A 24462-nucleotide genomic window follows, 5' to 3' on the forward strand; every position below is an offset into this window, starting at 1 on the left:
TCGCGGGGGTCCTATTGGGCGAGGGTCATCGAGATCTGGTAGCGGTCTGCCCGGTAGGCCGAAATTGAGTATTCGATCGGGCGGCTCGCTTCCTCCGGCCCGGTGAATGACCGGCGGTGGAACAGCAGTACCGGGGCGCCGGGGGCGACGTCGAGCAGCCGGGCCGTTTCAACGGACGCCGCTGAAGCCTGCACCGTCTGCTCCACCTTGCGGACCGGATGCCCGGACGCCGACAGGACCCGGTACAGCGAACCCGTCAGGTCCTCGTCAAGGATCCCGGGCAGCACTGCGGGCGGCAGCCAGGACTCGTCAACGCTGACGGGCGCACCATTGGCCAGACGCAGCCGCTGCAGCCGGTAGGCCTGCTCCTCCGCAGGCAACTGCAGGTGGCGCACGGCAGACTCCGGCGGTTCCCCCAGCTCGGCCGCGATGACCCGGGTGCTCGGCACAAATCCGGCCGCGCGCATATCCTCGTTGAAGGACGCCAGGTGGAGCACCGAGCGCACCATGCCGTGGGAAACGAAGAGCCGACGTCGTCGCTTAACTCCCGGACCAGGGTCAAGACCCTGGCCGGGATCACCCGGTCCGACAACGCGCGGTTCTTTCCCGGCGGCGAGGTTCCGCAGCTGTGTCTGACCCAGGGGCTCGGAACCATCCGCGACGCGGGGCAGGCCGTGCTCGTCGCGCTGGGCGCCAACAAGGCAGCCGCCGTCCGCGCGATGGTGGAGGGACCGGTGAGCGCGTTCTGCCCTGCCTCCGTGCTGCAGCTGCATCAGCACGCCGTCGTCGTTCTTGATCCGGAGGCAGCGGCGGAACTGCAGCTGGCTGACTACTACCGCCGGGCACAGGGCCTGAACGACCGGCTGCTCGGCAGGTAGCCGGGTCAAAATACCGGGATCAGGGCTCCGGGGTACGGGAATCGTACTGGCCGAAGCGCGGCTGGAGGCGGGCAAGCAGGAGCACCAGCAGCATGCACACAATGCCTCCCCAGAGCGCGGTCCAGCCCTCCCCAATCCACTCGGCGAACCCGCCGCCCACCAGTTCGCCGAGCCTCGGACCTCCGGCGACGACGACGATGAACACGCCCTGCAGCCGCCCCCGCATGGCGTCTGGGGTGGCCGATTGCAGGATGGTGCTCCGGAAGACCCCGCTGATGGAATCGGACACTCCGGCCAGGAGCAGGCAGGCTGCAGCGGGGATGATCCACGGCGTCATGGCACCGTCCCCGGTACGCGCGGAGAGGATGACCACCAGCCCGAAGCCGCTGATGGAGGCACCCCAGCCCACCACCGCCCACTGGACGGCCCGGCCCTGGCGGTGCACCTGGCCCAGCGGGCCGGAGAACAACCCGGCGAGAACCGCGCCGAATGCACTGGCCGCGAGGAGGATACCGACGGTCAGCTCACCGCCGCCGATGAACACGGCCCCCACTGCGGGCAGGAGCACCCGCGGCTGGGCCATCACCATGGCGGCGAGGTCAATCAGGAAGGTCATCCGGATGTTTGGCCGCGTGCCGAGGTAGCGGAACCCCTCGATGACCGTGCCGAGTCCCGCCCGGCGCACCGGGCCCTCCGGGGGCATGGCGGGAAGCCGGAAGAGCGCCCACAGTGCGGCCGTGAAGGTGACGACGTCGATTGTGTACGTCCAGCCGTAACCCACCTGCGCAATGAGCACGCCCGCAAGCATGGGGCCCACGGTGAACGCGAGGCCAAACGTGATCATGGACAGCGCGTTGGCGGCGGGCAGCAGTTCCGGGCGCACCAGCCGCGGGATGATGGCCGTCCGGGTGGGCTGGTTGATGCCCGCGAACCCGCTGTGGACGGCGATGAGGAGGTACAGCAGCCAGACGTTGTCCGCGCCGGCCCACGCCTGCAGCGCGATGCCGATGGTGGAGCCCCACAGCCCTGCGCCGGAGAGAAGTGCCACCTTGCGGCGGTCGTGGGCATCGGCGACGGCCCCGCCGTACAGCCCGGCGAAGATGAGCGGCACCAGCGCAAACAGGCCGATCAGGCCGACGCTCAGGCTGGACCCGGTGATGTCATACACCTGAAGGCTGACGGCCACCAGGGTGAGGTTGGTGCCGATCGCGGACAGCGCGGTACCGAAATACATCCTCCGGAATGCCGGACTTTCCTTCAGCGGAGTGATGTCTGCAAGGAGTCTGGGCACCGGGCAAGTCTACCGGCGGTGCGGTTACCTCCGGCAACGACCCGCATCCGTTCCACCGGTTACTCAGCCTGCTGACTTTTACCGTTCCGGTGGCTAGTGTTGCTCTCACAACCGGAGCGCCTACGGGAGGGAATCACCGTGCATACCAGCGAGGTCGCCGAGGGAATCCACTGGCTCGAGCATGCCCACGTGAATGTGTATTTCGTGGAGCAGGACGGCCGCGTGATGATCATCGACGCCGGTCTGCCCGGCAGCCGGCCGCACATCCGCGCAGGGCTGCGCGCCCTGGGATACGAGGACTCCGTGGTGGCGCTGGTCCTCACGCACGGGCACTTCGACCATGTGGGCACGGCCGCCTGGCTGCGGAACACCTACCGGGTGCCGATTCTGGTCCATCCCGACGACGCCTGGATCGCCGCCCATCCCTACAGCTACAAACACGAGCTGAACCGGGTGCTGGTCCCCCTCCGCCACCCCGCAAGCCTGCCCATCATCGGTCGGATGAAGATGGCCGGAGCGCTGTTTGTCCGCGGCGTCACCGACACCCTGCCGCTGGTGCCGGGGACCGCGCGGAATCTGCCGGGAACCCCCGAGATACTGCACGTCCCCGGCCACACCGACGGGCACATCGCCCTGCATTTCCCGGACCGCGGCGTGCTCATTGTCGGAGACGCACTGGTGACCCTCAACCCCTACACCGGGATGAAAGGACCGCAGATCGTCTCCGGCGCAGCCACGGCCGACTCAGCGCAGGCCCTTTCCTCCCTGGACCGCATTGCCGCTCTGCCGGCGGACAAGGTCCTCACCGGCCACGGTGAGCCGTGGCTCTCAAGCCCGGCAGACGCCGTCGCAATCGCCAAACGCATCGGCCCCTCGTAGCGGCCTACGCTGCCGGATCAGGGACGTGCTCAGCAATCGCCGTGTCGATCGCCCTGAGCACGCTGTCATGGCCGAGAACCCGGAAGTGTCCCATCACATCCAGCTGCACGTTCGTGGCTCCGACCAGTTCACTGCCACCCGGGATATGCGGATCGAACGTCCCGTAGACCGAGGTGATGCGCGAGTTCACCGCCAGGTTGGCGCGTAACGCGTTGAGCGTACGGTTCCGCGGCGAGAAGGCCCTGAGGCTCGGCAGCAGCGCAAACATGGCGTAGACCGAACCCGAGAACGGCGAATTCACGGCGATGAGCTGGCGGATGCGCGGCGCGGAGTCGGGAAGGGTCATGACGTACTTGCCGATGAGCCCACCCTTGCTGTGCGCCACCAGAATCACGTTGTGCAGGTCCTGGTCCTGGAGATACCGGGCTACCAGCTCCGCCATCGCCGGAACCGTTCCGCGGTTGTAGCCGAGCGCCGTGACCGCGTGCACGGGGTGCCCCTGTGCATGGAGGTGGGACGCTACCGGGTGCATGAACTGCCACGGTTCGTAGATCCCCGGGAGGAGGATCACCGGCGCCTTGTCCCCGGTCAGCTGGCGGCGGACGTCGCCGCGGAACACAAATCCGCGCGCCTGCCAGAAGCCCACGTACGCATAGTCGAGCGCCCACGCCCAGCCGCGCCTAAGCAGCCGCATGCGGATTCCCGGTGAGCAGGGCGCGGGCGGTTTCCGCCGGGCGGCTGTGCATCAGGACGTGCGGCGCCCCCGGCACCTCGATGATCCTGGCGCCCGGGTTGCCGGCGGCGAGCCGCTGCAACCAGTCCGCCGGCACAATCGGGTCACGCTCGCCGCGGATCAGCACCACGGGGCAGGAAACCCGTGGGAGCGCCTCCTCGAGCCGGTGGCCCACCATGGCGGGCAGGATCCGCAGATACGGCACCATCGAACGCAGGTAGTCCGTGAACACGATCCAGTTCACGGCGGGTGATTCGCGCAGGGTGTCCTGCGCCAGCCGGAGCGCCTGTTTGCCGATGGACCTCTCCTGATCGTTCACGGTGGGACCGAGCAGCACGAGCCTGTCCACCAGGTCGGGCGCACTGGCCGCGGCCTCGGTGGCCACCTGGCAGCCCATCGAGTGCCCCACCAGCACAACGCCGCCCAATTCCAGGGATCGCAGGGCCGCGACCACGAGTGCCCCCAGCTCCGGCACCGACAGCGCCCGGTGCGGATCAGGAGTCGGTCCGAATCCGGGCAATTCAATGGCGTAGACCGTGTTGCTCCGGGAGAGCTCCGCAGCCAGACGCTGGAAGTACCGGGCAGAGACACCGATCCCGTGGACAAGCACAACCGGCGGGCGCCCCTGTCCGGTTCTGCGCACGGTCAGAACACAGTCTGCTATGCGCTCACGGCGCACTTCTTCCCAGGGCGTACGGCCCATTCCACAACCCCTCATAGCTGACGTCTTTCTCCACCCTAACCCGTTAGGCATGCCTTATTATGAATTACTCACATTAGATGTTTCACTGGTTTTATGACCCTGCAGACCACCCCCACGGAGACCTGGGCTGCGTCCCTGCGTTCAGTGGGACGCAGGGTGACGAAGCAGCGCCTGGCTGTGCTCGCCGCCGTCGAGCGTTCCCCGCATTCAACCGCCGACGACGTCGTCAGCGCGGCCCGCGCCGAGCTCGCCGACATTACAGTCCAGTCGGTCTACGTGGTCCTGTCCGACCTGACCGTGAGCGGACTGCTGCGCAGGATCGAGCCTCCCAACTCTCCGGCACGGTACGAGACCCGGGTCAATGACAACCACCACCACGCCGTCTGCACCGGGTGCGGCCGGATCGAAGACGTGGACTGCGCCGTCGGGCACGCACCCTGCCTCACACCCTCCTGGTCACCGGGGTCCAGCCGGATGACCATCCAGATCGCCGATGTGGTGTACCAGGGCCTGTGCACCGACTGCCGCGAGGCGTCCCCTGAAGATGTTCCAGCCTTTCCCGAACACACAGAAAAACACTGAAAGAAGGAGAATCCATGACTGCGAATTTCAGCACCACCCAGTCTGGCGCACCGGTCGTTGACGACAGCAATTCCTCGGCACTGGGCCGCGACGGCGCCATCCCGCTGACTGACCACTACCTGATCGAGAAGCTCGCCCAGTTCAACCGCGAGCGGGTTCCGGAGCGCGTTGTGCACGCCAAGGGCGGCGGCGCATTCGGCGTGTTCGAGACCACCGGGGACGTCAGCAAGTACACCAAGGCTGCACTGTTCCAGCCCGGTACGACCAGCGAGACGCTGCTGCGCTTCTCCTCCGTGGCCGGTGAGCAGGGCTCCCCCGACACCTGGCGCGACCCCCGCGGCTTCGCCCTGAAGTTCTACACCTCCGAGGGCAACTACGACCTCGTGGGCAACAACACTCCCGTCTTCTTCATCCGCGACGGCATCAAGTTCCCCGACTTCATCCACTCCCAGAAGCGCCTGCCCGGCTCCAACCTGCGCGACGCCGACATGCAGTGGGACTTCTGGACCCTCTCCCCCGAGTCCGCACACCAGGTGACCTGGCTGATGGGCGACCGCGGTCTGCCCGCCTCCTGGCGCACCATGAACGGCTACGGCTCACACACCTACCAGTGGATCAACGAAGCCGGCGAGAAGTTCTGGGTCAAGTACCACTTCAAGTCCAACCAGGGCCACGAAACCCTCACCGGCGACGAGGCCGAGGCACTGGCCGGATCGGACGCCGACCACCACATCCGTGACCTCTACGAGAACATCGAGCAGGGCAACTTCCCCAGCTGGGACCTCAAGGTCCAGGTCATGCCGTATGAGGACGCCAAGAACTACCGGTTCAACCCGTTCGACCTCACCAAGGTGTGGCCGCACGGCGACTACCCGCTGATCCCGGTCGGCAAGCTCACCCTGAACCGCAACCCCGAGAACTACTTCGCGCAGATCGAGCAGGCCACCTTTGCGCCGTCGAACTTTGTCCCGGGCATCGCGGCGTCCCCGGACCGCATGCTCCAGGCACGCATCTTCTCCTACGCCGACGCGCACCGCTACCGTGTGGGCACCAACCACGCGCAGCTGCCGGTCAACGCACCAAAGAACGAGGTGCGGAACTACTCGAAGGACGGCGCTTCGCGGTTCTTCTTCAACTCGCCGCAGACCCCGGTCTACGCGCCGAACTCCGTGGGCGGCCCCGCCGCCGATCCGTCGCTGACCGGCCCGGAGGGCGGCTGGGAGAACGACGGCGACCTGGTACGTGCAGCGCACACCCTCCATGCCGAGGATAATGACTTCGGCCAGGCCGGCACGCTGTACCGCGAGGTGTACAACGACGCGGAGAAGGCACGGTTCCTGGAGACCATCACTGGTGCTGTCGGCGGCGTGACCATCGCCGACATCCGCGAACGCGCCATCCAGTACTGGACCAACGTGGACGCCGAGCTCGGTGCGAAGCTCCGCGCGAACCTGGGCACCGCGTCCGGCGCGGCACAGAACTCCGACGCTGAGGCCGCCAACAAGTTCTAGGCTCTGTCACGCAGTAAGGGTGGGTCCGTCACGGACCCACCCTTACTGCGTCTGCGGCGCGGTATACCGGCCTCAGCGACCGCGCTGCAGCGACGTTTCGAGGGACTGCAGGAACAGATCCAGGGACAGGTCCACCGCCTGCTCGACGGCCGCACGGTCATTGTTCAGCACGTAGTCATACTGGAGCCCGTAGAGGCTGGACGTGAACACGCGGGCCGCCGGATCCGCACGTTCCCGGGGAACGCCCTGCGCGACCAGCCAGTCCGTGATGAAGGCATGCCAGAACGCGAACTTCCTCGTGGCGCTGCCGCGCGGCGCGGGACTCACCGGATCCTGGACGGCCGCCTCGAATTCCAGCCGCTGCAGATTGCGGTTCCGGTCGATCAACAGCCAGTCCCAACCCTCCCGGAGCCACTCGCGGAAGCCTTCCGGCGTGAGGTCTTCAGGGTTTTCCGGCTTCATCGCGTCATGTCGGGCTTCGATGTGCCGCACAATCTCGTTGATCAGTTCCTCACGGTTGCCGAAGTGGTACACCAGCACGTAACTGCTGATGCCCAGTCCGTCAGCGAGAGTCCGGAAGCTCAGGCTCGCGAACGTCTTGTCGAGCAGATACTCGACAATCTGATCCAGAAGCTCGATCTTCCGTTCCGGTTTCGGGGGACGCGCCATGGCTGAATAGTACAGCCGTACGGCGCGCCCCCGCGCACGGTCCTAGCTTCCCGTCCGGACTTCCTCCCGGTCGGGCTCGCCCGCGCCGGATCCGGCCAGCCGCGAGTGCCGCTGCCCGTACGCGAAGTAGATCGCGAAGCCGATCACCAGCCAGATCGCGAAGAACACCCAGGTCACGGTGGCCAGGTTCAGCATGAGGTACGTGCAGAGCAGCGCGGACAGGATGGGGATGACTTTTCCGAAGGGCACCCGGAAGGACGGCTTGAGGTCCGGCCGCTTCTTCCGGAGCACCAGGATGCCCAGGCTGACGGTGACAAAGGCGGAGAGCGTGCCGATGTTGATCATCTCCGCAAGCAGCTCCACCTCGGTGAAGCCGGCCAGGAGTGCGACGACGACGCCGCACAGGATCTGCGTGCGTGCCGGAGTGCTGCGCTTGGCAGAGGTGCGGCTGAGTCCGCGCGGCATCAGGCCGTCGCGGCTCATGGCGAAGATCACCCGGGCCAGGCCCATCAGCAGCACCATGATGACCGTGGTCAGCCCGATCAGGCTGCCGACGGAAATGATTCCGGCGGCCCAGTCCGCGCCGACCAGCTGGAAGGCGGTAGCCAGCGACGGCGATTCGGTCGCCGCCAGCTCCTGGTAGGAGACCATGCCGGTGACCGCGAGCGTCACCAGGATGTAGAGGACGGTCACGAGCGCGAGCCCCCCGAAGATTCCGCGCGGGAGGGTCTTCTGCGGGTCCTTCACTTCCTCGGCGGAGGTTGCCACGACGTCGAATCCGATGAAGGCGAAGAACACCAGCGCGGCGCCGGAGATGATGCCGGTGAAGCCGTACATCGCCGGGGTGGCGCCGCTCAGGAAGGACAGGAACGGCTGGGTGGTCCAGCTGCCCGCAGCCTCGGCCGCAGGTTCTGCGGCGGGAACAAACGGGGCGTAGTTCTCGCCGTTGACGTAGAAGAAGCCGACCACGATGACAAACAGGACAATGGCGATCTTGATGATCGTGAAGATGTTGTTCACCCGGGCGGAGAGCTTTGTTCCCAGGACGAGGATCGCCGTGAAGATCGCCACGATGACCAGCGGCCCCCAGTACAGGGTGACCCCCAGGACGTTGACCTGCGACGGGACGTCCAGGTTGAGCACCGCGAACAGGTCGCTGAGGTACACGCCCCAGAACTTGGCGATCACTGCACCGGCCATGAGGAGTTCGAGGATCAGGTTCCACCCGATGATCCAGGCGAGCAGCTCACCCATCGTGGCGTAGGTGAAGACGTAGGCGCTGCCTGCCACGGGGATGGCCGTGGCGAACTCGGCGTAGCACATGATGGCCAGGGCGCAGGTGATGGCGGCCAGCACAAAGGAGACGGTGACCGCGGGCCCGGCATTGAACGCCGCCGCCTGTGCGCCGACGGAGAAGATACCGGCACCCACGGCGACGGCGACGCCCATGATCATGAGATCCCAGGTGGTCAGTGACCGCTTGAGTGTGCGGCCCTTTTCACCCGAGTCCGCGATCGACTGTTCGATCGACTTGGTACGGAAAAGATTCACGGCTATGTGTCCTTGATGGGGAAAACTGACCGGGTAATCCTAGTTATTCGGCCCGTTTTTCTTCGCCTTGAATCTCACCATGCGAGACGGAACACCGGGTGATTTCTGTCTCAGCGCACGCCGGCCGCGTCCGACGCCGGCACCCGGCGTGCGCCGTCGTCGTCCGTTTTCTCCACGAGGCGGGCGCCCTCGACGTCGACATCCGGCAGGATGCGGTCCAGCCACGCCGGCAGCCACCAGGCCCAGCGGCCCAGCAGGTGCATGGCTGCGGGAATCAGCGTCATGCGGACAACAAACGCATCGAGGAGCACGCCGAAGGCCAGTCCGAAGCCGATCGGCCGGACCATGGTGAGGTGGGAGAATACGAACCCGGCGAACACGGAGACCATGATGATGGCCGCCGCCGTCACTACCCGCGCTCCGTGGCTGAAGCCGACCCGGACCGCTTCCCTGGCCGGCCGGCCGTGGACAAAGGACTCGCGCATGCCGGAGACCAGGAACATCTGGTAGTCCATGGCGAGGCCGAAGAGCACGCCGATCAGGATGATCGGGAGGAAGCTCAGGATGGGGCCGGGGTTGCTGACGCCGAAGAAATCGCCCAGCCACCCCCACTGGTAGATCGCCACGGTGGCGCCGAAGCTGGCCAACAGCGAGAGCAGGAAGCCCGCGGTGGCAATGAGCGGCACCAGGATGGAGCGGAACACCAGGAGCAGCAGGACCAGGGAGAGCCCGACGACGATGCCCAGGTACAGGGGCATGGCCTCCATGAGCTTGGCGGAGACGTCAATGTTGGCGGCGGTCTGACCGGTGACTGACACGGTGACCCCGGTTGCGTCCGCGATGCTGCCGGCCTCGGCGCGCAGGTCGCGGACGAGCTGTTCGGTACTTTCGCTTGCCGGGCCCTCCTCCGGGATGACCTGGTAGATGGCGGTGCGTCCGTCGTCGCTGATGCCTGCGGGGACAGCGGCGGCGACGTCGCCAATCTCCGCGAGCCGCTCGGCGACGTCGAGCCGGAGGTCGGTGCGTTCGCCCTCGTCCTCGATCGCCGGAAGTTCCCCGACCACGAGGAGCGGGCCGTTGGTGCCCTCGCCGAACTTCTCCCCCACCAGTGTGTAGGCCTCGTAGGCGGTGGAGTCGGCCGGTTCCGAGCCGCCGTCGGGCAGCCCGACGCGCAGTTCCAGCGCCGGCAGCGCCAGCACTCCAAGCGCGACGACGCCGGCCAGCACCGTGAGGAGCGGCCTGCGGGTGACCATGCCGCCCCAGCCGCGGCCGGCGGCGTAGGAATCGTCAACGGCGTGTTCGTTGGCCTCCGCTTCGCTGACCGCCGGTGCGGTCTTCCAGCGTCGCTTCGAGATGACCCTGCGGCCCATGACACCGAGCAGCGCCGGCGTCAGTGTCAGCGCGACCAGCACGGCGACGGCGACGGTTCCGGCTGCGGACAGTCCGAGGATGGTCAGGAACGGTAGTCCCGGGACGGCGAGCGCCGCCAGCGCAATGATGACGGTGATGCCGGCGAAGAGGACGGCGTTGCCCGCTGTGCCGGTGGCCCGGGCGATGGATTCCTGCATCGGCATGCCGTGGAGCAGCTGCGTGCGGTGGCGGTTGACGATGAAGAGGGAGTAGTCGATCCCGACGGCCAGGCCCAGCATCAGCGCGAGCACCGGTGATATGGAGCTCATCTGGATGATGCCGGTGAGGGCGAAGGTGATGCCCACGCCGACGCCGACGCCGACAATGGCCATGAGCAGCGGCAGCCCTGCGGCGACCAGCGTGCCGAGCATGACGAGAAGGACAACGGCCGCAACCAGGAGGCCGATCACCTCCGCCGGGCCGAAGATCTCCGAGATGTCCTGGACAATTTCCTTGCTGTATTCGACGTTCAGGGCTGCCTCGGCTGCCGGATTGGCCGCTTCCTGGACCGCTTCGCGGGTTTCCGGGGTCACGGCGTCGACAGCGGTGGTGAACTGGACGCTGGCAACCGCGGTAGTGCCGTCGTCGGACACGAACTGGATCCCGGAGGTTGCCTCGAGGAGCCGCTCCCCGCGCTCCAGCTCGACGCGGGCGGCGTCGAGGTCTGTCTGGCCTTCGTCGAGCTGCCTGCGCTGGGCATCGATCTCGGCCTGGGCGGCGTCGAGCTGGGCAACGGTGGCGTCGATCTGCTCGGCGGGAAGGAAGGTCTTTCCTGCCTCGAACTGGGCCCGCTGCGCGTCGAGCTGGGCCTGCCCGGCATCGAGCTGGGCGGCGCCGTCGATCAGTTCCCGGGCTCCGGCTTCCAGCTCCACCTTTCCGTTCTCAATGTCGGCACGGCTGTCAGCCAGCTGCTGCGCGGTCTGGAAGGGATCGATGACCGCTTCAACGCCGTCGAGCTCGCCAACGTCGGTGAGGGCGGCACCGACTGCCTCCTGCTGCGCGGGAGTGAATTCGCCGTCGGGGTTCTGGAACACGATGGTTCCCATGCCGCCGACCGCCTCGGGCATGGTGTCCCGGAGCTGGTTGAGGACGCGCTGGGATTCAGTGCCGGGGATGGTGAAGTTGTTGCTCAGCGTGCCGGAGAAGGCGACGGCGGAGCTTCCGACGGCAACCATGACGGCCAGCCAGGCGGAAACCACCCACCAGCGGCGGCGGTAGGCGAAGGTGCCGAGTCGGTACAGGAGGAAGGCCATGGTGTTCCCTGGGTTAGCGGGTCGGGTTAGGAAGAAGGACTGGAAAAGCCGTCGCGGAGCATGGTCAGCGTCGCGACGATGTGGTGTTCGAGGGTCTGCGCGGCGTCGGCATCCGGGGTGTCAGCGGAGACCCACTCGCGCATGGCGGCCTTGGCACAGGACAGCAGGGATCCGACGAGGGCGTGGATGTAGAGGCTGGATGCGCGGCCCTGCAGGCGGTCTTCCACTGCACTGATAATGCGGGCCTCGGCGCGTTCCCACGCCAGGAGGTGGGTGCCGAGCAGATCGGGGTTGCCGGCGGACAGGCGGAAGAGATCCCCGCAGTCCTTCAGGTTCTCCACTTTGGTGGTGGCGGCGAGCGCGGCGATCATGGCGTCGAGGATGGGCTCCTCCGCGGGGCGGGCCAGCAGCTCGGCCTCGGCCCGGTCGAGGAAGGACTCCGTCGAGACGATAAGCGCCTCTTCCGGACTGTGGAAGTAGTTGAAGAAGGTCCGGCGGGAGACGCCGGCCTGGTCCGCGATCTGCTCCGCGGTGAAGCCGCCCATGCCGCGGGTGCGTGCGAGGTCGAGGGCCGCCTGCGCGATGGCCCGTCGGGTGTCTAGCTTGTTCTGCTCACGGCGGCTGAGCTCGGGTTCAGTCACATAGTTACACTAAGTGCAACGTTGCACCGAGTGCAAGTTTCTGCCCTAGCCGACCCGGGAGGGGAAGCCCGCCTCACGGTAATAACCCTCGATATGGGCGGTTACCAGCCGGGATGCCTCGGACGGATTGCCCGTCAGCACAGCGCCGAGGATGGCATGGTGCTCGGAGCGGAGCCGGGCGGCGGTGGCACCCCAGTCCGACAGATTGCTGATCATATCCAGGGTGTACTGGCCGATGGCGTCGCGGAGCGAGCCCATCATGGTGCTGATCAGGACGTTGCCGGCGGCCTGGGCGAGTGCGACGTGGAACTCGGCATCCAGTTCCAGAAAGCGTTCCGCCTCCAGAGCCGGGTCATCCATGGCAACAAGCAGCACCCGGGCGGAATCCAGGAACGGCGACGCCGCATCGATGTGCTCCACGGCCCACGCCTCCAGCAGCAGGCGGGTCTGGACAATATCCCCTGCGGGAAGGTGGGAGGTGGCGAAGTGCAGCCGCATGGCCGAGGTGAAGGGAGTGGAGGGATCGGCAGTGATGAGGGTGCCGGCGTCGGGCCCTGATCCGACTCCGGACCGGGCCATTCCCATGGCTTCCAGGACCCGGATGGCCTCCCGCACGGAGGTGCGGGACACGTTCAGCCGTTGCGCGATACTGCGCTCGGGAGGTAACCGTTCGCCGATATGCAAGCGACCCTCGGTGATCTCCTGCTCGACCCACCCGAGGACGGTCCTGTAGGCCTTCATGCACCAACCCTAGTTGATGTGGTCGGACCATTGCGGTAGCGTGTCCTGCATCACTATGTGGTCCAACCACATATCCGTGTCAGGAGAGGGATGCCCATGTCCAATCAGGCCGTAGCAGAACAGCAGCCCCAGCCCGCCGAGGCGGGAGCGGTGCCGGCACCGTCCGTCTCGTCCGCGGCTCCGGCAGCTGAAGGAGCCACCCCGGAAGCGCTGCGCCGCCGGATTCCCAAGCCGGCCGACCTGGCTCCCCTCCTCCAGTTCAAGACCCCATCCCTCCCCACCGCGCGGAACCGCGTGGCGAAGGCGCAGACCATCGCAGATCTGCGGGCCATCGCGAAGCGACGGACGCCGAAGGCCCCGTTCGACTACACGGACGGCGGTGCTGAGGAGGAGATCACCCTTTCCAGGGCGAGGAACGCCTTCAAGAATCTGGAGTTCCGACCCGGAGTACTGCGGAACGTTTCCACTGTCGACACCGCGACGCCGGTGCTGGGTGCCGATTCCGCCCTCCCGTTCGGCATTGCGCCCACAGGATTCACGCGCATGATGCAGTCCGAGGGCGAGTACGCCGGTTCGCAGGCGGCCCAAGCCGCCGGGATACCCTTCACGCTGTCCACCATGGGCACCGCGTCCGTCGAAGACGTCGCTGCGGCAGCACCGAACGGGCGGAACTGGTTCCAGCTCTATTTGTGGACGGACCGCGACCGGTCCATGGAGCTGATCAGCCGTGCCGCCGCGGCCGGCAATGACACACTGATGGTCACCGTTGACACCGCCGTCGCCGGCGCCAGGCTGCGGGACGTACGCAACGGCATGACCATCCCGCCGGCACTGACCGTCAAAACGGTGCTGGATGCTTCCTACCGGCCCGCGTGGTGGATCAACTTCCTCACCCACGAACCGCTCACCTTCGCCTCGCTCTCCCACTACTCGGGGACCGTGGCGGACCTGATCAACTCGATGTTCGATCCCACGCTCACCTACGAGGACCTCGACTGGCTGCGGGAGGTGTGGAAGGGCAAGCTGGTGGTCAAGGGAATCCAGACGCTCGACGACGCCAAAAAGGCGGTCGATCACGGCGCGGACGGGATTGTGCTCTCCAATCACGGCGGACGGCAGCTGGACCGGGCGCCCATCCCCCTGCACCTGCTGCCCGAGGTCGCCGCCGAGCTCAAGGGCAAGACCGACATCATCCTGGACACCGGCATCATGAGCGGCGGGGACATCGTGGCCGCGCTGGCCCGGGGGGCGGACTTCACCCTGGTGGGACGGGCCTACCTGTACGGCCTGATGGCGGGCGGACGGCCCGGCGTGGACCGCATGATCGAGATCCTCGGCACCCAGGTGGCCCGGACCATGCAGCTGCTTGGGGTCAACAGGGTGTCGGACCTCAATGAGGACCACGTCCGGTTCCTGGCGTAGGCACCCGTCTTCCGCGGGCCACTCTCCCCAGGTCCTGACGAACAGGCGGCGTGTCGCATAGCGACACGCCGCCTGTTTGGTCATCGGCCTGCGAGAAGCAGGGGGATCCGGCACGGCCGGGCGCGCTACTCCCCGCGGGAGATCGCGATCATGTCCTCACGGGGAACCAGCTTCACACGTTCACGGACGAGATCGGAGATACTGCCGTCGTCGTGCACGTAGTTGGCGCCCAGCTTCATTTCGTGGGCATCGAGCTTCAGCCAGCCCTCCCACGTGGTGTAGCGGACACCGCGCTTCTCGAGGAGGTCGATGATGGCATCCTCCGACGGGTGCTCGGCCGGCGGAAGGTTCAGGCGGTCCTCCAGGAGGAAGCCGATGGTCTCCAGCGCATCACCCTTGGTATGCCCGATCAGGCCGACCGGGCCGCGCTTGATCCAGCCGGTGCAGTAGATACCGGGGACGACGTTGCCCGACTCGTCGATGACGCGGCCGCCCTCGTTGGGGATGACGCCGTTCCGCTCGTCGTAGCCGACCTCCGGCAATTCCGACCCGAAGTAGCCGATGGCGCGGTAGACCGCCTGCACCGGATAGTCGATGTACTCGCCGGTGCCCTCGACGCCGCCGGTGCCGTTCAGCCGCGTGCGCTCGAAGCGGATGTTGGCCACCTTGCCGGGGGTTTCCGGTGAATCGGTGATCTCCACGGGGCTGTGCAGGAAGTGGAGGTGCAGCCGGCGCGAGGCCGTGAATTCGCTGGGGTCTTCGGGCTGCTCGACCAGCCAGTTGGTCAGCGTCTTGACCATGGTCTTGGTCTGGTTGTTGCTCGCGATCTGCTGCTCGGAGGCTTCGTCGAAGTCGAAGTCCTCGGGGTAGAGCACAATGTCGACGTCGCGGGAGTGCGAGAGTTCCCGCAGTTCCAGCGGCGTGAACTTGACCTGCGCGGGGCCCCGGCGGCCGAAGACGTGGACGTCCGTGACCGGCGACTTCTTCAGCGCGGCGTAGACATTGGCCGGGATTTCCGTGGTCAGCAGGTCATCGGCATGCTTCGACAGCACGCGGGCGATGTCCAGGGCCACGTTGCCGTTGCCGATCACCGCGATCTGGCTGGCGTCCAGCGGCCAGTCCCGGTCAACGTCGGGGTGCCCGTCATACCAGGAGACAAAGTCCGCACCGCCGAAGGAGCCCTCAAGCTCCACTCCGGGAATGTTGAGGTCCGCGTCCTTCACCGCGCCGGTGGCGAAGATGACGGCGTCGTAGAACGTGCGGAAATCCTTCAGGGTGAGGTCGCGGCCGTAGTTCACGTTGCCGAGGAATCGGATGTCGCCGCGGTCGAGAACCTTGTGCAGGGCGGTCACAATGCCCTTGATGCGCGGATGGTCGGGCGCCACACCGTAGCGGATCAGCCCATACGGTGCCGGGTACTGGTCGAACAGGTCGATCGACACTTCGAAGTCTCCGCCCTTGACCTCCTGCGATTTGGTCAGAATGTCTGCGGCATAGACACCGGCCGGGCCTGCGCCGATGATGGCGACCCGAAGCGGACGGGCCGACGTCGTGCTGGACACTGAAGCCTTCTTCCTGGTGGATTTACCCGGGGTCTCCCGAGGGTCAACGGCACGCACATTAGCGCACAGTTTCCTATTCTAAATCCCCTGTTGAGTGCGCGTCTAAACCAGTGGCGGGGCTCACCCGGACAGCCCGTTCCGGAACCCCGGAATAGGAACGGCACGACGGCGGTTGGCACGCATGTGAGCCGCACCCGCACCTCCCAGCGTCCCGCCCGAAGCGACAATGCCACGGGCATCCTTTTCGGTATCGGCGCCTACGGCCTGTGGGGCATGCTCCCCCTCTACTTTCTGATCCTTCTGCCCGCCACCGCGGTGGAGATCGTGGCGAACCGGGTGCTGTGGTCGCTGATCTTCTGCGCCCTGCTGTTGACCGTGCTTCGGTCCTGGGGGAAGGTGCGCGCGGCTCTTGCCGACCGCAGGATGCTCGGCACCCTGACGGTGGCCGCGCTGCTGATCGCCGTGAACTGGCTCGTGTACACGTACGGCGTGACCAACGGCCACGCGGTCGAGGCGTCCCTGGGCTACTTCATCAACCCCATCGTGTCGGTGCTTCTGGGCGTACTCGTGCTTCGGGAAAAGCTCCGCCCGCTGCAGTGGACAGCCGTGGGAATGGGGCTTGTCGCCGTCGTCGTTCTGGCGGTCGGTTACGGCAACGTGCCGTGGATTGCGCTGGCGCTGGCGTTCTCCTTCGGCTTCTACGGGTTTGTGAAGAAGCGGGTGGGTCCGAGCGTCGATGCCGTGACCAGCCTCAGCGTCGAGACGGCAGTGCTGACGCCGATTGCCGCGGGTGTGATGATCTGGCTGACGCTGTCCGGCGGTGCAACGCTGACCACGGAGGGTCCGGGCCACTTCTGGATCATGGCCGCGTCCGGGGTGATCACCGCGGTGCCGCTGATCTTCTTCGGCGCGGCGGCCCGGCGGCTTCCGCTGACCACCATCGGGATGCTGCAGTACCTTGCTCCGGTACTCCAGTTCATTCTTGCCCTGACGGTCTTCGGCGAGGAGATGCCGCTGGAACGGTGGGTCGGTTTCGGCCTGGTCTGGGTGGGCCTCGCGCTCCTCACCGTGGACATGCTCCGTACGGTACGGAAGAACGCGAGGCCCCGCCGGGGCACTCCCCTGGAGGAGCCCGCCGGCGTGTAGCCGGTTAGTCGGCCACCTCAAGGGCCGGTGTGTCCCGCCGCAGCGTCTCGCCGCGGAAGAACCCGGGGTGGGTCCGGCGGACGATGAACATGACCAGCACCCCCAGCGCGATGATCCCCACACCGATCACGAAGACCAGCCCCACCCCGAGGATTTCCGATCCGCTGCCGAACGCCGGATCCCAGCTGTCCACGGCGGTCTGCAGGAACACGACCACGAGGCCGATTCCGCCGAGCAGCGGCGCGAGGAAGCGGAACACGACATTGCGTACGGACCTGAACGCCGAGTGCCGGAAATACCAGACGCAGGCCAGCGCGGTGAGCCCGTAGTAGAAGCAGATCATCAGGCCCAGGGCCATGATGGTGTCATTGAGGACGTTGTCGCTGATGATCCGCATGAGCGAGTAGAAGCCTGCGGAGATCACCCCGGCCACCACCGTGGCGAAGACGGGCGAGCGGTAGGTCGGGTGCACGGTCGCGAACTTTTCCGGCAACGCCTTGTAGTAGCCCATGGCGAGCAGGCTGCGCGCCGGTGACAGAAACGTGGACTGCAGCGACGCCGCGCAGCTGGACAGCACCGCGAGCGAGAGCAGGATCGCGAACGGCCCCATGACCGGAGCGGCAAGCGCCGCGAAGACGTTCTCCGAAATGTCGGCGTTGTTGAGGCCGAGACCCTCGGTCCCGACGCCGGCGAACATCACCGTCGCGATCGCGCCGAGCAGGTACATCCCCAGGACGACGACGGCGGTCACCGCGGCTGCCAGGCCCGCCGTGCGCCTGCCGTTGCGGGATTCCTCGCTGACCGTGAGGCACACGTCCCAGCCCCAGAAGGCGAAGATGGACAGTGACAGGCCCAGCGCAAAGGCGGAGAAGCTCTCAATGGCGAACGGGTTGAACCAATCCCAGCTGAACGCGACGGCGCCGGCCGCGGAGCCCTGCTGGATCCGGCTGAAGGCAGCGATCACAAACCAGGCGAGCACCGCGACCTGCAGGCCCACCAGCGCGTACTGCACGGCCTTGGTGGTCTTCACGCCGCGGCAGGAGACCCACACCGCAGCGCCGACGAACACCAGGCACGTCAGGATGTTCAGCCACCGGATGCCGGTCAGGTCCGCAATGGCGTCCTGTCCGGTGATCTGCGCGAGGAAGAGGTAGAAGAAGTCCACGGCCACGCCCGCGAGGTTCGACAGCACAATGATGTTTGCCGCCAGCAGCCCCCACCCGCCGATCCAGCCGAGGTAGGGACCGAACGCCTTGGTCACCCAGGTGAACGTGGTGCCGCTGTCCGGGGTGTCCGCGTTCAGCTCGCGGTACCCCAGCGCCACGAGGAACATCGGGATGAACCCGACGATGAAGATCGCCGGGAGGTGCACTCCGATGCTCTGCACGGTGGGGCCCAGCGTGCTTGTCAGGACGTAGGCGGGGGCAATGGTGGAAATACCGATGACGACGACGGCAAGCAGGCCCAACTGCCCGGTCTTGAGTCCCTTGCCGGAGAACTTGGGTGTGCCGTCGGGAGCGCCGGTGCGCACTTGCATAGTGCTCATGGGTTCCTTACCTCGTTGTAGGAAAAGCTGTCGCAGGAAAGCTTGCGGAAAAAGAGTTTCGGGCTGCCGGGTGGGATGGGATCTCCACTGTCACCGGCGTCACTCATAAACGAATTGCGTTCGTTTAGTATGCAGGCTACAGCTCCCCCGCGCAAGATTCCCCCCGCGTTGAGTTGTCAGGACACGCCGTTTATCCCGCGCTATTCGGGGCGTGTCCTGCGAATTCAACGCCCCAAACGCAGAGAACGCACAAACGACGACGGCGGCCGGCCAGGCCGGTCCGCAGGGAACCGTCCAGCCGACCGCCGTCGTCGTGCTTGCAGTGAGGCTTACTTCACCGCGCGCGCTACCTCCCCGCGATCTACTTCACTGCGCTCTACTTCACCGCGCGCGCTACCTCGCCGCGTCCTATTTCGCCGCGCGGATGGCCGCCTCGAGGACATCGAGGCCGTCGTTGAGGAGGTCCTCGCCGATGACCAGCGGCGGCAGCAGGCGGATGACGTTGCCGTAGGTTCCGCAGGTGAGGATGATGACGCCCTCCGCGAGGCAGGCCGCGGCAATGGCCTTGGTGGCCACCGGGTTGGGCTCCTTGGAGCCGGGCATCACGAACTCGACGGCGAGCATGGCGCCCCGGCCGCGCACCTCACCGATGATGCCGCTCTCCTCCTGAAGCGCCTTCAGCCGCGGCACCACGATCTCCTCGATCCGCCGCGCCCGCGCTGACAGGTCCAGTTCCTCCATGGTGCCGATCGCCGCGAGGGCTGCCGCACAGGCAACGGGGTTGCCGCCGTAGGTGCCGCCGAGGCCGCCGGGGTGGACGGCGTCGAGCATTTCGGCCCGGCCCGTGACGGCCGAGAGCGGCATGCCGCCGGCAATGCCTTTGGCCATGGCCACCAGATCCGGGACCACGCCCTCATGGTTCACGGCGAACCATTCGCCCGTACGGCAGAAGCCGGACTGGACCTCGTCGGCGATAAAGACCACGCCGTTCTCCTTCGCCCAGGCGGCGAGCGTGGGCATGAAACCGTCGGCCGGGACAATGAAGCCGCCCTCGCCCTGCACAGGTTCGATGATGATCGCGGCCAGCGACTCGACGCCGATCTGCTTCTCCATCAGCGTGATGGCGCGCTTTGCCGCTTCCTCGCCCGTGATGGACGGGTTCTCCTCACGGAACGGGTAGCTCATCGGCAGGCGGTACACCTCGGGGGCAAACGGACCGAAAGTGCCGTCCGGGCCGGCCTTGTAGGGCAGCGACTTGGCGGTCAGCGCCATGGTGAGGTTGGTGCGCCCGTGGTACGCGTGGTCGAACGCGGCGACGGCGGACCGGCCGGTGGCCAGCCGCGCAACCTTGACGGCGTTCTCCACTGCTTCCGCGCCGGAGTTGAAGAGGACGGTGCGCTTGTCGAAGTCACCCGGCGTCAGTTCCGCGAGTTTCTCGGCGACGGCAATGTAGCCCTCATACGGGGTCACCATGAAGCAGGTGTGGGTGAAGTGCTCAACCTGCTCCTTCACGGCGCCGACGACGGCGGGATCGGACGCACCGACGCTGGTCACCGCAATACCGGAGCCGAAGTCGATGAACGAGTTGCCGTCGACGTCGTGCACAATGCCGCCGTCAGCGTCCGCGACATACACGGGAACGCCGGAGGCAACACCCTTGGCGACGACGGCGGAGCGGCGGGCATTGAGGGCGGTTGACTTGGGTCCGGGGAAATCGCCGATGATGCGGCGCTTCTGCTCGAGCCTGAACTGCGGCTGGAGTGCCTGGGTGGTCATGGGAAGAGTCCTTTCGTGGGCGGAAAGCGTGGCTTAGGCGTCCAGCGCGCTCATGACGTGCTTGATGCGGGTGTAATCCTCTACGCCGTACATGGAGAGGTCCTTGCCGTAGCCGGAGCTCTTGAACCCGCCGTGGGGCATTTCGGCGGTGAGGAGGATGTGCGTGTTGATCCAGACGGCCCCGAAGTCGAGGTCGCGGGAGACGCGCATGGCGGTGCCGTGGTCGGTGGTCCAGATGCTCGAGGCGAGCGCATACTCAACGTCGTTCGCCATCTCGACGGCTTCATCCTCCGTTGAGAACTTCTGCACCGTGATGATCGGGCCGAAGGTCTCCTTCTGCACAATGTCATCGGTCTGCCTGGCGCCGGTGATGATGGTGGCCTCGTAGAAGTACCCTTTGTCACCGGAGCGCTTGCCGCCGACCGCCACGGAACAGTGCGACGGCAGCGCATCCATGACCGCGTTGACGGCGTTGAAGTGGTTGATGTTGTTCAGCGGCCCGAAGTAGTTCTTCGAGTCATCCGCATTACCCGTGGTGAGGGTTTTGGTGTGGTCGACCATGGCGGCCACGAGGTCGTCGTGGACCGAATCCTGCACCAGCACGCGGGTGATGGCGGTGCAGTCCTGGCCTGCGTTGAAGAAGGCGAACTCCGCGATGGCCGCTGCCGTCTTCTTGATGTCCGCGTCAGCGAAGACGACGGCGGGAGCCTTGCCTCCCAGCTCGAGGTGAGCGCGCTTGAGCCCCTTCGCCGCTCCGGTGGCGACGGCGATGCCCGCACGCACCGAACCGGTGATGGACACCATGGCCGGGGTCTTGTGTTCCACCATGGCAGCGCCGGTCTCACCGGTGCCGAGGACCACGTTCAGAACGCCGTCGGGCAGGATGCCCTGGGTGAGGCGGGCGAGGACAAGCGTGGATTCCGGGGTGGTGTCGCTGGGCTTGAGCACAATGGTGTTGCCCGCGGCCAGCGCCGGCCCGATCTTCCAGATGGCCATCAGGAACGGGTAGTTCCACGGCGCCACCTGCGCAACAACTCCCACCGGTTCCCGGCGGACGTACGAGGTGTGGCCTTCGAGGTACTCCCCGGCGGACTTGCCCTCGAGCAGGCGGGCAGCGCCGGCGAAGAAGCGCAGCTGGTCCGCTCCGGCGGCAACCTCCTCGGCGGCGATCATCTCCCGGACCTGCCCGGTGTTGCGGTGCTGGGCCTCGACGAGTTCTTCACTGTGGGCCTCGACGGCGTCGGCGAGCTTGAGCAGCATCAGCTGGCGCTGGCCGGGGGTGACCCGCTTCCACGAGGTGAAGGCCGTTTTGGCGGCGCTCATCGCGGCGTCGACGTCCGCCTGGACGGACACCGGCGATTTGGCGACCACCTCGCCGTTGGTCGGATTGACGATGTCGAGCAGCTCGCTGCCGCCCGGCGTCACGAACTGGCCGTTGATGAAGTTCTGCAGGGTTGCGACCACAGCGTTTTTCCTCTCGTTTCCCGGACAGGGGGTGCCCAAATTCACTGCCGACCCTACGTGGTGCACGCCACGCCGCCTAGGGTGATCCGCACAATGCATACCCAAAACCGTGATGCAGCCGCACAAGCCTCCAGCCCTATAGTGGACGTTATGGCGATCACACTGTCGGCACTGCTGGCCACGCCCGCACTGAAGCTCCAGCGGGTCGGGACCAGCGAGGTCACGGACGTGCCGGTCCAGTGGGTTGCGGTCACCGAGCTCGAGAATCCCAAACCGTTCCTGAGCGGCGGGGAGGTAGTGCTCACCACCGGCCTGAGGCAGAAATCGGCCACCTCACAGCGCAATTTTGTCCGCCATGTGCATGCCTCCGGTGCGCTCGCCGTCGGGTTCGCCACCGGCCTCAGCCACGAGAAGGTTCCGGCCGCGTTCCTCGACCAGGCGGATGAGTTGGGCCTGCCGGTCTTCCTCGTGCCGTACGAGACCCCGTTCATTGCGATCGGGAAAATCGTTGCCGATTCGCTCTCCGCCGAGCACTATGAACGCCTCGAACACCTGCTTCGGGGGCACCAGATTCTCGCCGCTGCCCTGCTGGGCGGAGGGGGCCTGCCCCAGCTCCTCCGGGAGCTCGCTGCGATGCTGCGCACCGACGTCGCGCTTTCCCAATACGGGACCGAGCTGTTCGCTACCGGGCCTGCACGCGAAGGTGAGGACCGGGACTGGCACCGGGTGCCCGTGGCCACCGGGCTGAAGGACCGCTGCACCCTGGCCATCGCGGAGCCCTACCAGCGCGACGCCATCACGGACTACGCGCAGAGCCTCATCAGCGTCGAGCTGAGCAACCAGGCGCGGCGCAGGGCCAGTGACCGCGCCGTCGTCGGGCAGTTGCTGCAGGATGTGGTGCGCGGGACGCTGACGGGCAGTGATGCGGCGGCCCGGCTCGGGAGCGCGGGCATCGATACGGCGCGCCGGCAGTGCATTGTCCTGGCCGATGTTGCCACCGGCCAGCGCCGCGCGCTGCGGACCCTGCCGCTGCCGGGGAAGTACGACGACGTCGTCACGGCCGTGGTGGATGACCGTCTGGTGATCGCGGTGCCGGAAAGTGACGGTGAGTCCCTCGGCCGGGCGCTGAGCAGTTACCTGCACGGGGCCGGTTTCACGGCGAAGGTGGGTTTCGGCGGCGGTTACGCACAGGCCAGCGGGCTGCGCTGGAGCTACTTCGAGGCGCGGGAGTCGCTGACCCGCGGGCAGGCGGTCAACCGGCCCGACCGCCTCAGCCTCACCTCGCTCCTCATGGCGAGCGAGGATGTGCCGCTGGCGGACCTGGCCGCCGAAGCACTGGACCCCGTGGCCGCCTTCGACGAGGGACACGGCGCCGAGCTGATGCTCACGCTGGAGAAGTACCTCGCGCACAACGGGTCGGTGGCCGCCGTCGCGGACGTACTCCAGCTGCACCGGAACACCGTGCGGTACCGGCTGCAGCAGATCGTGGACCTGACCGGCTATGACCCGGCCGTCACCGCGGACCGGGTGCACCTCTACCTCGCGTTGAACGTCCGCGCTCTCCGGTGAGTTTTTCAGCGGCCGCCGGCGTGGTTGATGCAGAACCGCGTCCACGGCCGTGCCTCCAACCGCCCCTCGGCGATAGCAGTCCCGCACACTTCGCAGGAACCGTACCGCCCCTCCTCCAGCCGCAGCAGCGCAGCCTCGAGCTCGGCGATACGGGCATCGGCATCACGCAGCAGCGTTGCCGACTGCGACAGTTCGAAGGCGATGGTTGAGCCCTCGGGGTCGTGTTCATCGTCCACGTTGGATTCCCGGCGCAGGTCGCTGGTCGAGGTGATGTCCGTGCTCAGGCCCGCCCGGGCCTTCCTCGTCTCGGTAAGCTCGCGCACAAGCAGCGGTCGGAAATGCTCAGAAACGCCCATGCGTCCTCCGGTGAGTTTTTGTCGCCTATCTGCTGTTCTGGAGGCGTAATTCCAGCAGATAAGCGACAAAAACTCCAGCGCAGGGACGAACTCCGGGCCGCCCTCTGGCGCGCCGCCCCCACCGCTCCATAAGGTAAGCGAATGGGAAATCAACTGCATACGAGCCTGCTGCACACCTGGCAGGGCATCGACGATCCGGCTCGCCTGGATTCCGCCACCATCAACCTGGAGCCGGGCCGGCTAAGCGCGCACGGCACTTCCCGGACGGACTCGTATGCCATGAGCTGGGCGCTCACCACCACCGACGGCTGGGTCACCCGCCGCCTGACTGCCACGGTCCACGGCCACGGCTGGAGCCGGCACCTTGAGCTGGAACGAGACGACGACGGCGTCTGGTCCGCCACCGGCTCCACCGCCGGCGAGTGCAGCCTCCCCGCACCCGGCATCGAGGATCCGTCCCTGCTGACCGGCGCCCTGGACTGCGATCTCGGCCTGTGCCCGGTCACCAACACCATGCCCATCCTGCGGCTGAACCTCCACTCCGAGGAGCTGGCACCCGTCGATGAGACGTCCATGGTGATGGCATGGGTTGACGTTCCCAGCCTCCAGGTCAAGCGCAGCAGCCAGATGTACAGCCAGCTGCGGTCCTCGGATGGAGACCGCAACGGGGTGGTGCTCTACAGCTCCGACAACCACGGCTTCACCGCCGAGCTGGAGATCGACCGGGAAGGGATTGTCCTCGAATACCCCGGCCTGGCCACCCGGATCCGCTGACCCCT

At 66.6% G+C, this 24462-nt stretch carries 22 protein-coding genes; 8 read left to right on the plus strand and 14 right to left on the minus strand.

All coding sequences use genetic code 11. The features are described 5' to 3' along the window. Positions 1-11: 11 nt before the first annotated feature. Positions 12-497, minus strand: a complete 486-nt coding sequence (locus BLS52_RS01850; RefSeq protein ID WP_175460055.1) for a GntR family transcriptional regulator — start codon at positions 495-497, stop codon at positions 12-14. Between BLS52_RS01850 and BLS52_RS01855 the strand changes: the two genes are divergently transcribed. Then, entirely contained in the window at positions 489-878 is a 390-nt protein-coding gene (locus BLS52_RS01855) for a sugar phosphate isomerase family (RefSeq protein ID WP_175460056.1), read from the plus strand. The two genes, BLS52_RS01850 and BLS52_RS01855, sit on opposite strands and share 9 nt — an antisense overlap. 19 nt (positions 879-897) lie before the next feature. Here the strand turns inward: BLS52_RS01855 and BLS52_RS01860 are convergent, their stop codons facing one another. Further along, positions 898-2169, minus strand: coding sequence for an MFS transporter (locus tag BLS52_RS01860; protein WP_090584266.1), 1272 nt, complete (start codon positions 2167-2169; stop codon positions 898-900). 138 nt (positions 2170-2307) lie between these two features. On the opposite strand from BLS52_RS01860, the gene BLS52_RS01865 reads away from it, so the two are divergent. Beyond that, a complete protein-coding gene (locus tag BLS52_RS01865) occupies positions 2308-3048 on the plus strand; it encodes an MBL fold metallo-hydrolase (protein WP_090584267.1) in 741 nt (246 codons plus the stop codon). Between the two features lie 4 nt (positions 3049-3052). Here BLS52_RS01865 and BLS52_RS01870 read toward each other — a convergent pair whose 3' ends face one another. Beyond that, the gene (locus BLS52_RS01870) at positions 3053-3742 is read right to left on the minus strand and encodes an esterase/lipase family protein (RefSeq protein WP_035779246.1); all 690 of its coding nucleotides are present in this window, start codon (positions 3740-3742) and stop codon (positions 3053-3055) included. Then, complete coding sequence (locus BLS52_RS01875; protein WP_175460057.1) at positions 3729-4484, minus strand: alpha/beta fold hydrolase; 756 nt, start codon at positions 4482-4484, stop codon at positions 3729-3731. Before BLS52_RS01875 ends, BLS52_RS01870 begins: the two co-directional genes overlap by 14 nt. A 93-nt stretch (positions 4485-4577) precedes the next feature. Here BLS52_RS01875 and BLS52_RS01880 point away from each other — a divergent pair, with 93 nt between their 5' ends. After that, complete coding sequence (locus BLS52_RS01880) at positions 4578-5066, plus strand: Fur family transcriptional regulator (RefSeq protein WP_090584269.1); 489 nt, start codon at positions 4578-4580, stop codon at positions 5064-5066. A gap of 14 nt (positions 5067-5080) precedes the next feature. Further along, positions 5081-6577, plus strand: coding sequence for a catalase (locus BLS52_RS01885; protein WP_090584270.1), 1497 nt, complete (start codon positions 5081-5083; stop codon positions 6575-6577). 72 nt (positions 6578-6649) lie between these two features. Here BLS52_RS01885 and BLS52_RS01890 read toward each other — a convergent pair whose 3' ends face one another. From BLS52_RS01890 to BLS52_RS01910, 5 genes are all read right to left on the minus strand, one after another. Beyond that, entirely contained in the window at positions 6650-7246 is a 597-nt protein-coding gene (locus BLS52_RS01890) for a TetR/AcrR family transcriptional regulator (RefSeq protein WP_090584271.1), read from the minus strand. Between the two features lie 42 nt (positions 7247-7288). Further along, positions 7289-8797 (minus strand): amino acid permease, encoded by a 1509-nt coding sequence (locus BLS52_RS01895; protein ID WP_090584272.1) that lies wholly within the window; start codon positions 8795-8797, stop codon positions 7289-7291. 110 nt (positions 8798-8907) lie between these two features. Continuing rightward, the gene (locus tag BLS52_RS01900; RefSeq protein WP_090584273.1) at positions 8908-11460 is read right to left on the minus strand and encodes an MMPL family transporter; all 2553 of its coding nucleotides are present in this window, start codon (positions 11458-11460) and stop codon (positions 8908-8910) included. A 26-nt stretch (positions 11461-11486) separates the two neighbouring features. Beyond that, complete coding sequence (locus BLS52_RS01905) at positions 11487-12101, minus strand: TetR/AcrR family transcriptional regulator (protein ID WP_090584274.1); 615 nt, start codon at positions 12099-12101, stop codon at positions 11487-11489. A 45-nt stretch (positions 12102-12146) separates the two neighbouring features. Further along, positions 12147-12842: a FadR/GntR family transcriptional regulator gene (locus tag BLS52_RS01910; protein ID WP_090584275.1), complete on the minus strand. Its 696-nt coding sequence runs from the start codon at positions 12840-12842 to the stop codon at positions 12147-12149. 96 nt (positions 12843-12938) lie between these two features. Between BLS52_RS01910 and BLS52_RS01915 the strand changes: the two genes are divergently transcribed. Further along, a complete protein-coding gene (locus tag BLS52_RS01915) occupies positions 12939-14264 on the plus strand; it encodes an alpha-hydroxy acid oxidase (RefSeq protein ID WP_090584497.1) in 1326 nt (441 codons plus the stop codon). A gap of 125 nt (positions 14265-14389) precedes the next feature. On the opposite strand, the gene BLS52_RS01920 is transcribed toward BLS52_RS01915, so the two are convergent. Beyond that, positions 14390-15826: an FAD-dependent oxidoreductase gene (locus BLS52_RS01920; protein ID WP_090584276.1), complete on the minus strand. Its 1437-nt coding sequence runs from the start codon at positions 15824-15826 to the stop codon at positions 14390-14392. A gap of 183 nt (positions 15827-16009) precedes the next feature. Between BLS52_RS01920 and rarD the strand changes: the two genes are divergently transcribed. Continuing rightward, positions 16010-16972 (plus strand): EamA family transporter RarD, encoded by a 963-nt coding sequence (rarD, locus tag BLS52_RS01925; protein WP_281241667.1) that lies wholly within the window; start codon positions 16010-16012, stop codon positions 16970-16972. Between the two features lie 4 nt (positions 16973-16976). Here rarD and BLS52_RS01930 read toward each other — a convergent pair whose 3' ends face one another. The 3 genes from BLS52_RS01930 to BLS52_RS01940 all read right to left on the minus strand — a co-directional run bounded on the left by BLS52_RS01930 (position 16977) and on the right by BLS52_RS01940 (position 21758). Beyond that, a complete protein-coding gene (locus BLS52_RS01930) occupies positions 16977-18518 on the minus strand; it encodes an APC family permease (RefSeq protein ID WP_090584277.1) in 1542 nt (513 codons plus the stop codon). Positions 18519-18926: 408 nt separating this feature from the next. After that, the gene (gene gabT, locus BLS52_RS01935; protein ID WP_090584278.1) at positions 18927-20294 is read right to left on the minus strand and encodes a 4-aminobutyrate--2-oxoglutarate transaminase; all 1368 of its coding nucleotides are present in this window, start codon (positions 20292-20294) and stop codon (positions 18927-18929) included. A 33-nt stretch (positions 20295-20327) separates the two neighbouring features. Continuing rightward, the gene (locus BLS52_RS01940; RefSeq protein WP_090584279.1) at positions 20328-21758 is read right to left on the minus strand and encodes a gamma-aminobutyraldehyde dehydrogenase; all 1431 of its coding nucleotides are present in this window, start codon (positions 21756-21758) and stop codon (positions 20328-20330) included. 150 nt (positions 21759-21908) lie between these two features. Here BLS52_RS01940 and BLS52_RS01945 point away from each other — a divergent pair, with 150 nt between their 5' ends. Then, complete coding sequence (locus BLS52_RS01945; protein ID WP_090584280.1) at positions 21909-23327, plus strand: PucR family transcriptional regulator; 1419 nt, start codon at positions 21909-21911, stop codon at positions 23325-23327. Between the two features lie 5 nt (positions 23328-23332). Here the strand turns inward: BLS52_RS01945 and BLS52_RS01950 are convergent, their stop codons facing one another. After that, positions 23333-23683, minus strand: a complete 351-nt coding sequence (locus BLS52_RS01950) for a TraR/DksA family transcriptional regulator (protein ID WP_090584281.1) — start codon at positions 23681-23683, stop codon at positions 23333-23335. 141 nt (positions 23684-23824) lie between these two features. Between BLS52_RS01950 and BLS52_RS01955 the strand changes: the two genes are divergently transcribed. Next, a complete protein-coding gene (locus BLS52_RS01955; RefSeq protein WP_090584282.1) occupies positions 23825-24457 on the plus strand; it encodes a putative glycolipid-binding domain-containing protein in 633 nt (210 codons plus the stop codon). Positions 24458-24462 lie beyond the last annotated feature (5 nt).

It is taken from the genome of Arthrobacter subterraneus (genome assembly GCF_900099735.1).
GTDB lineage: Bacteria > Actinomycetota > Actinomycetes > Actinomycetales > Micrococcaceae > Arthrobacter_D > Arthrobacter_D subterraneus.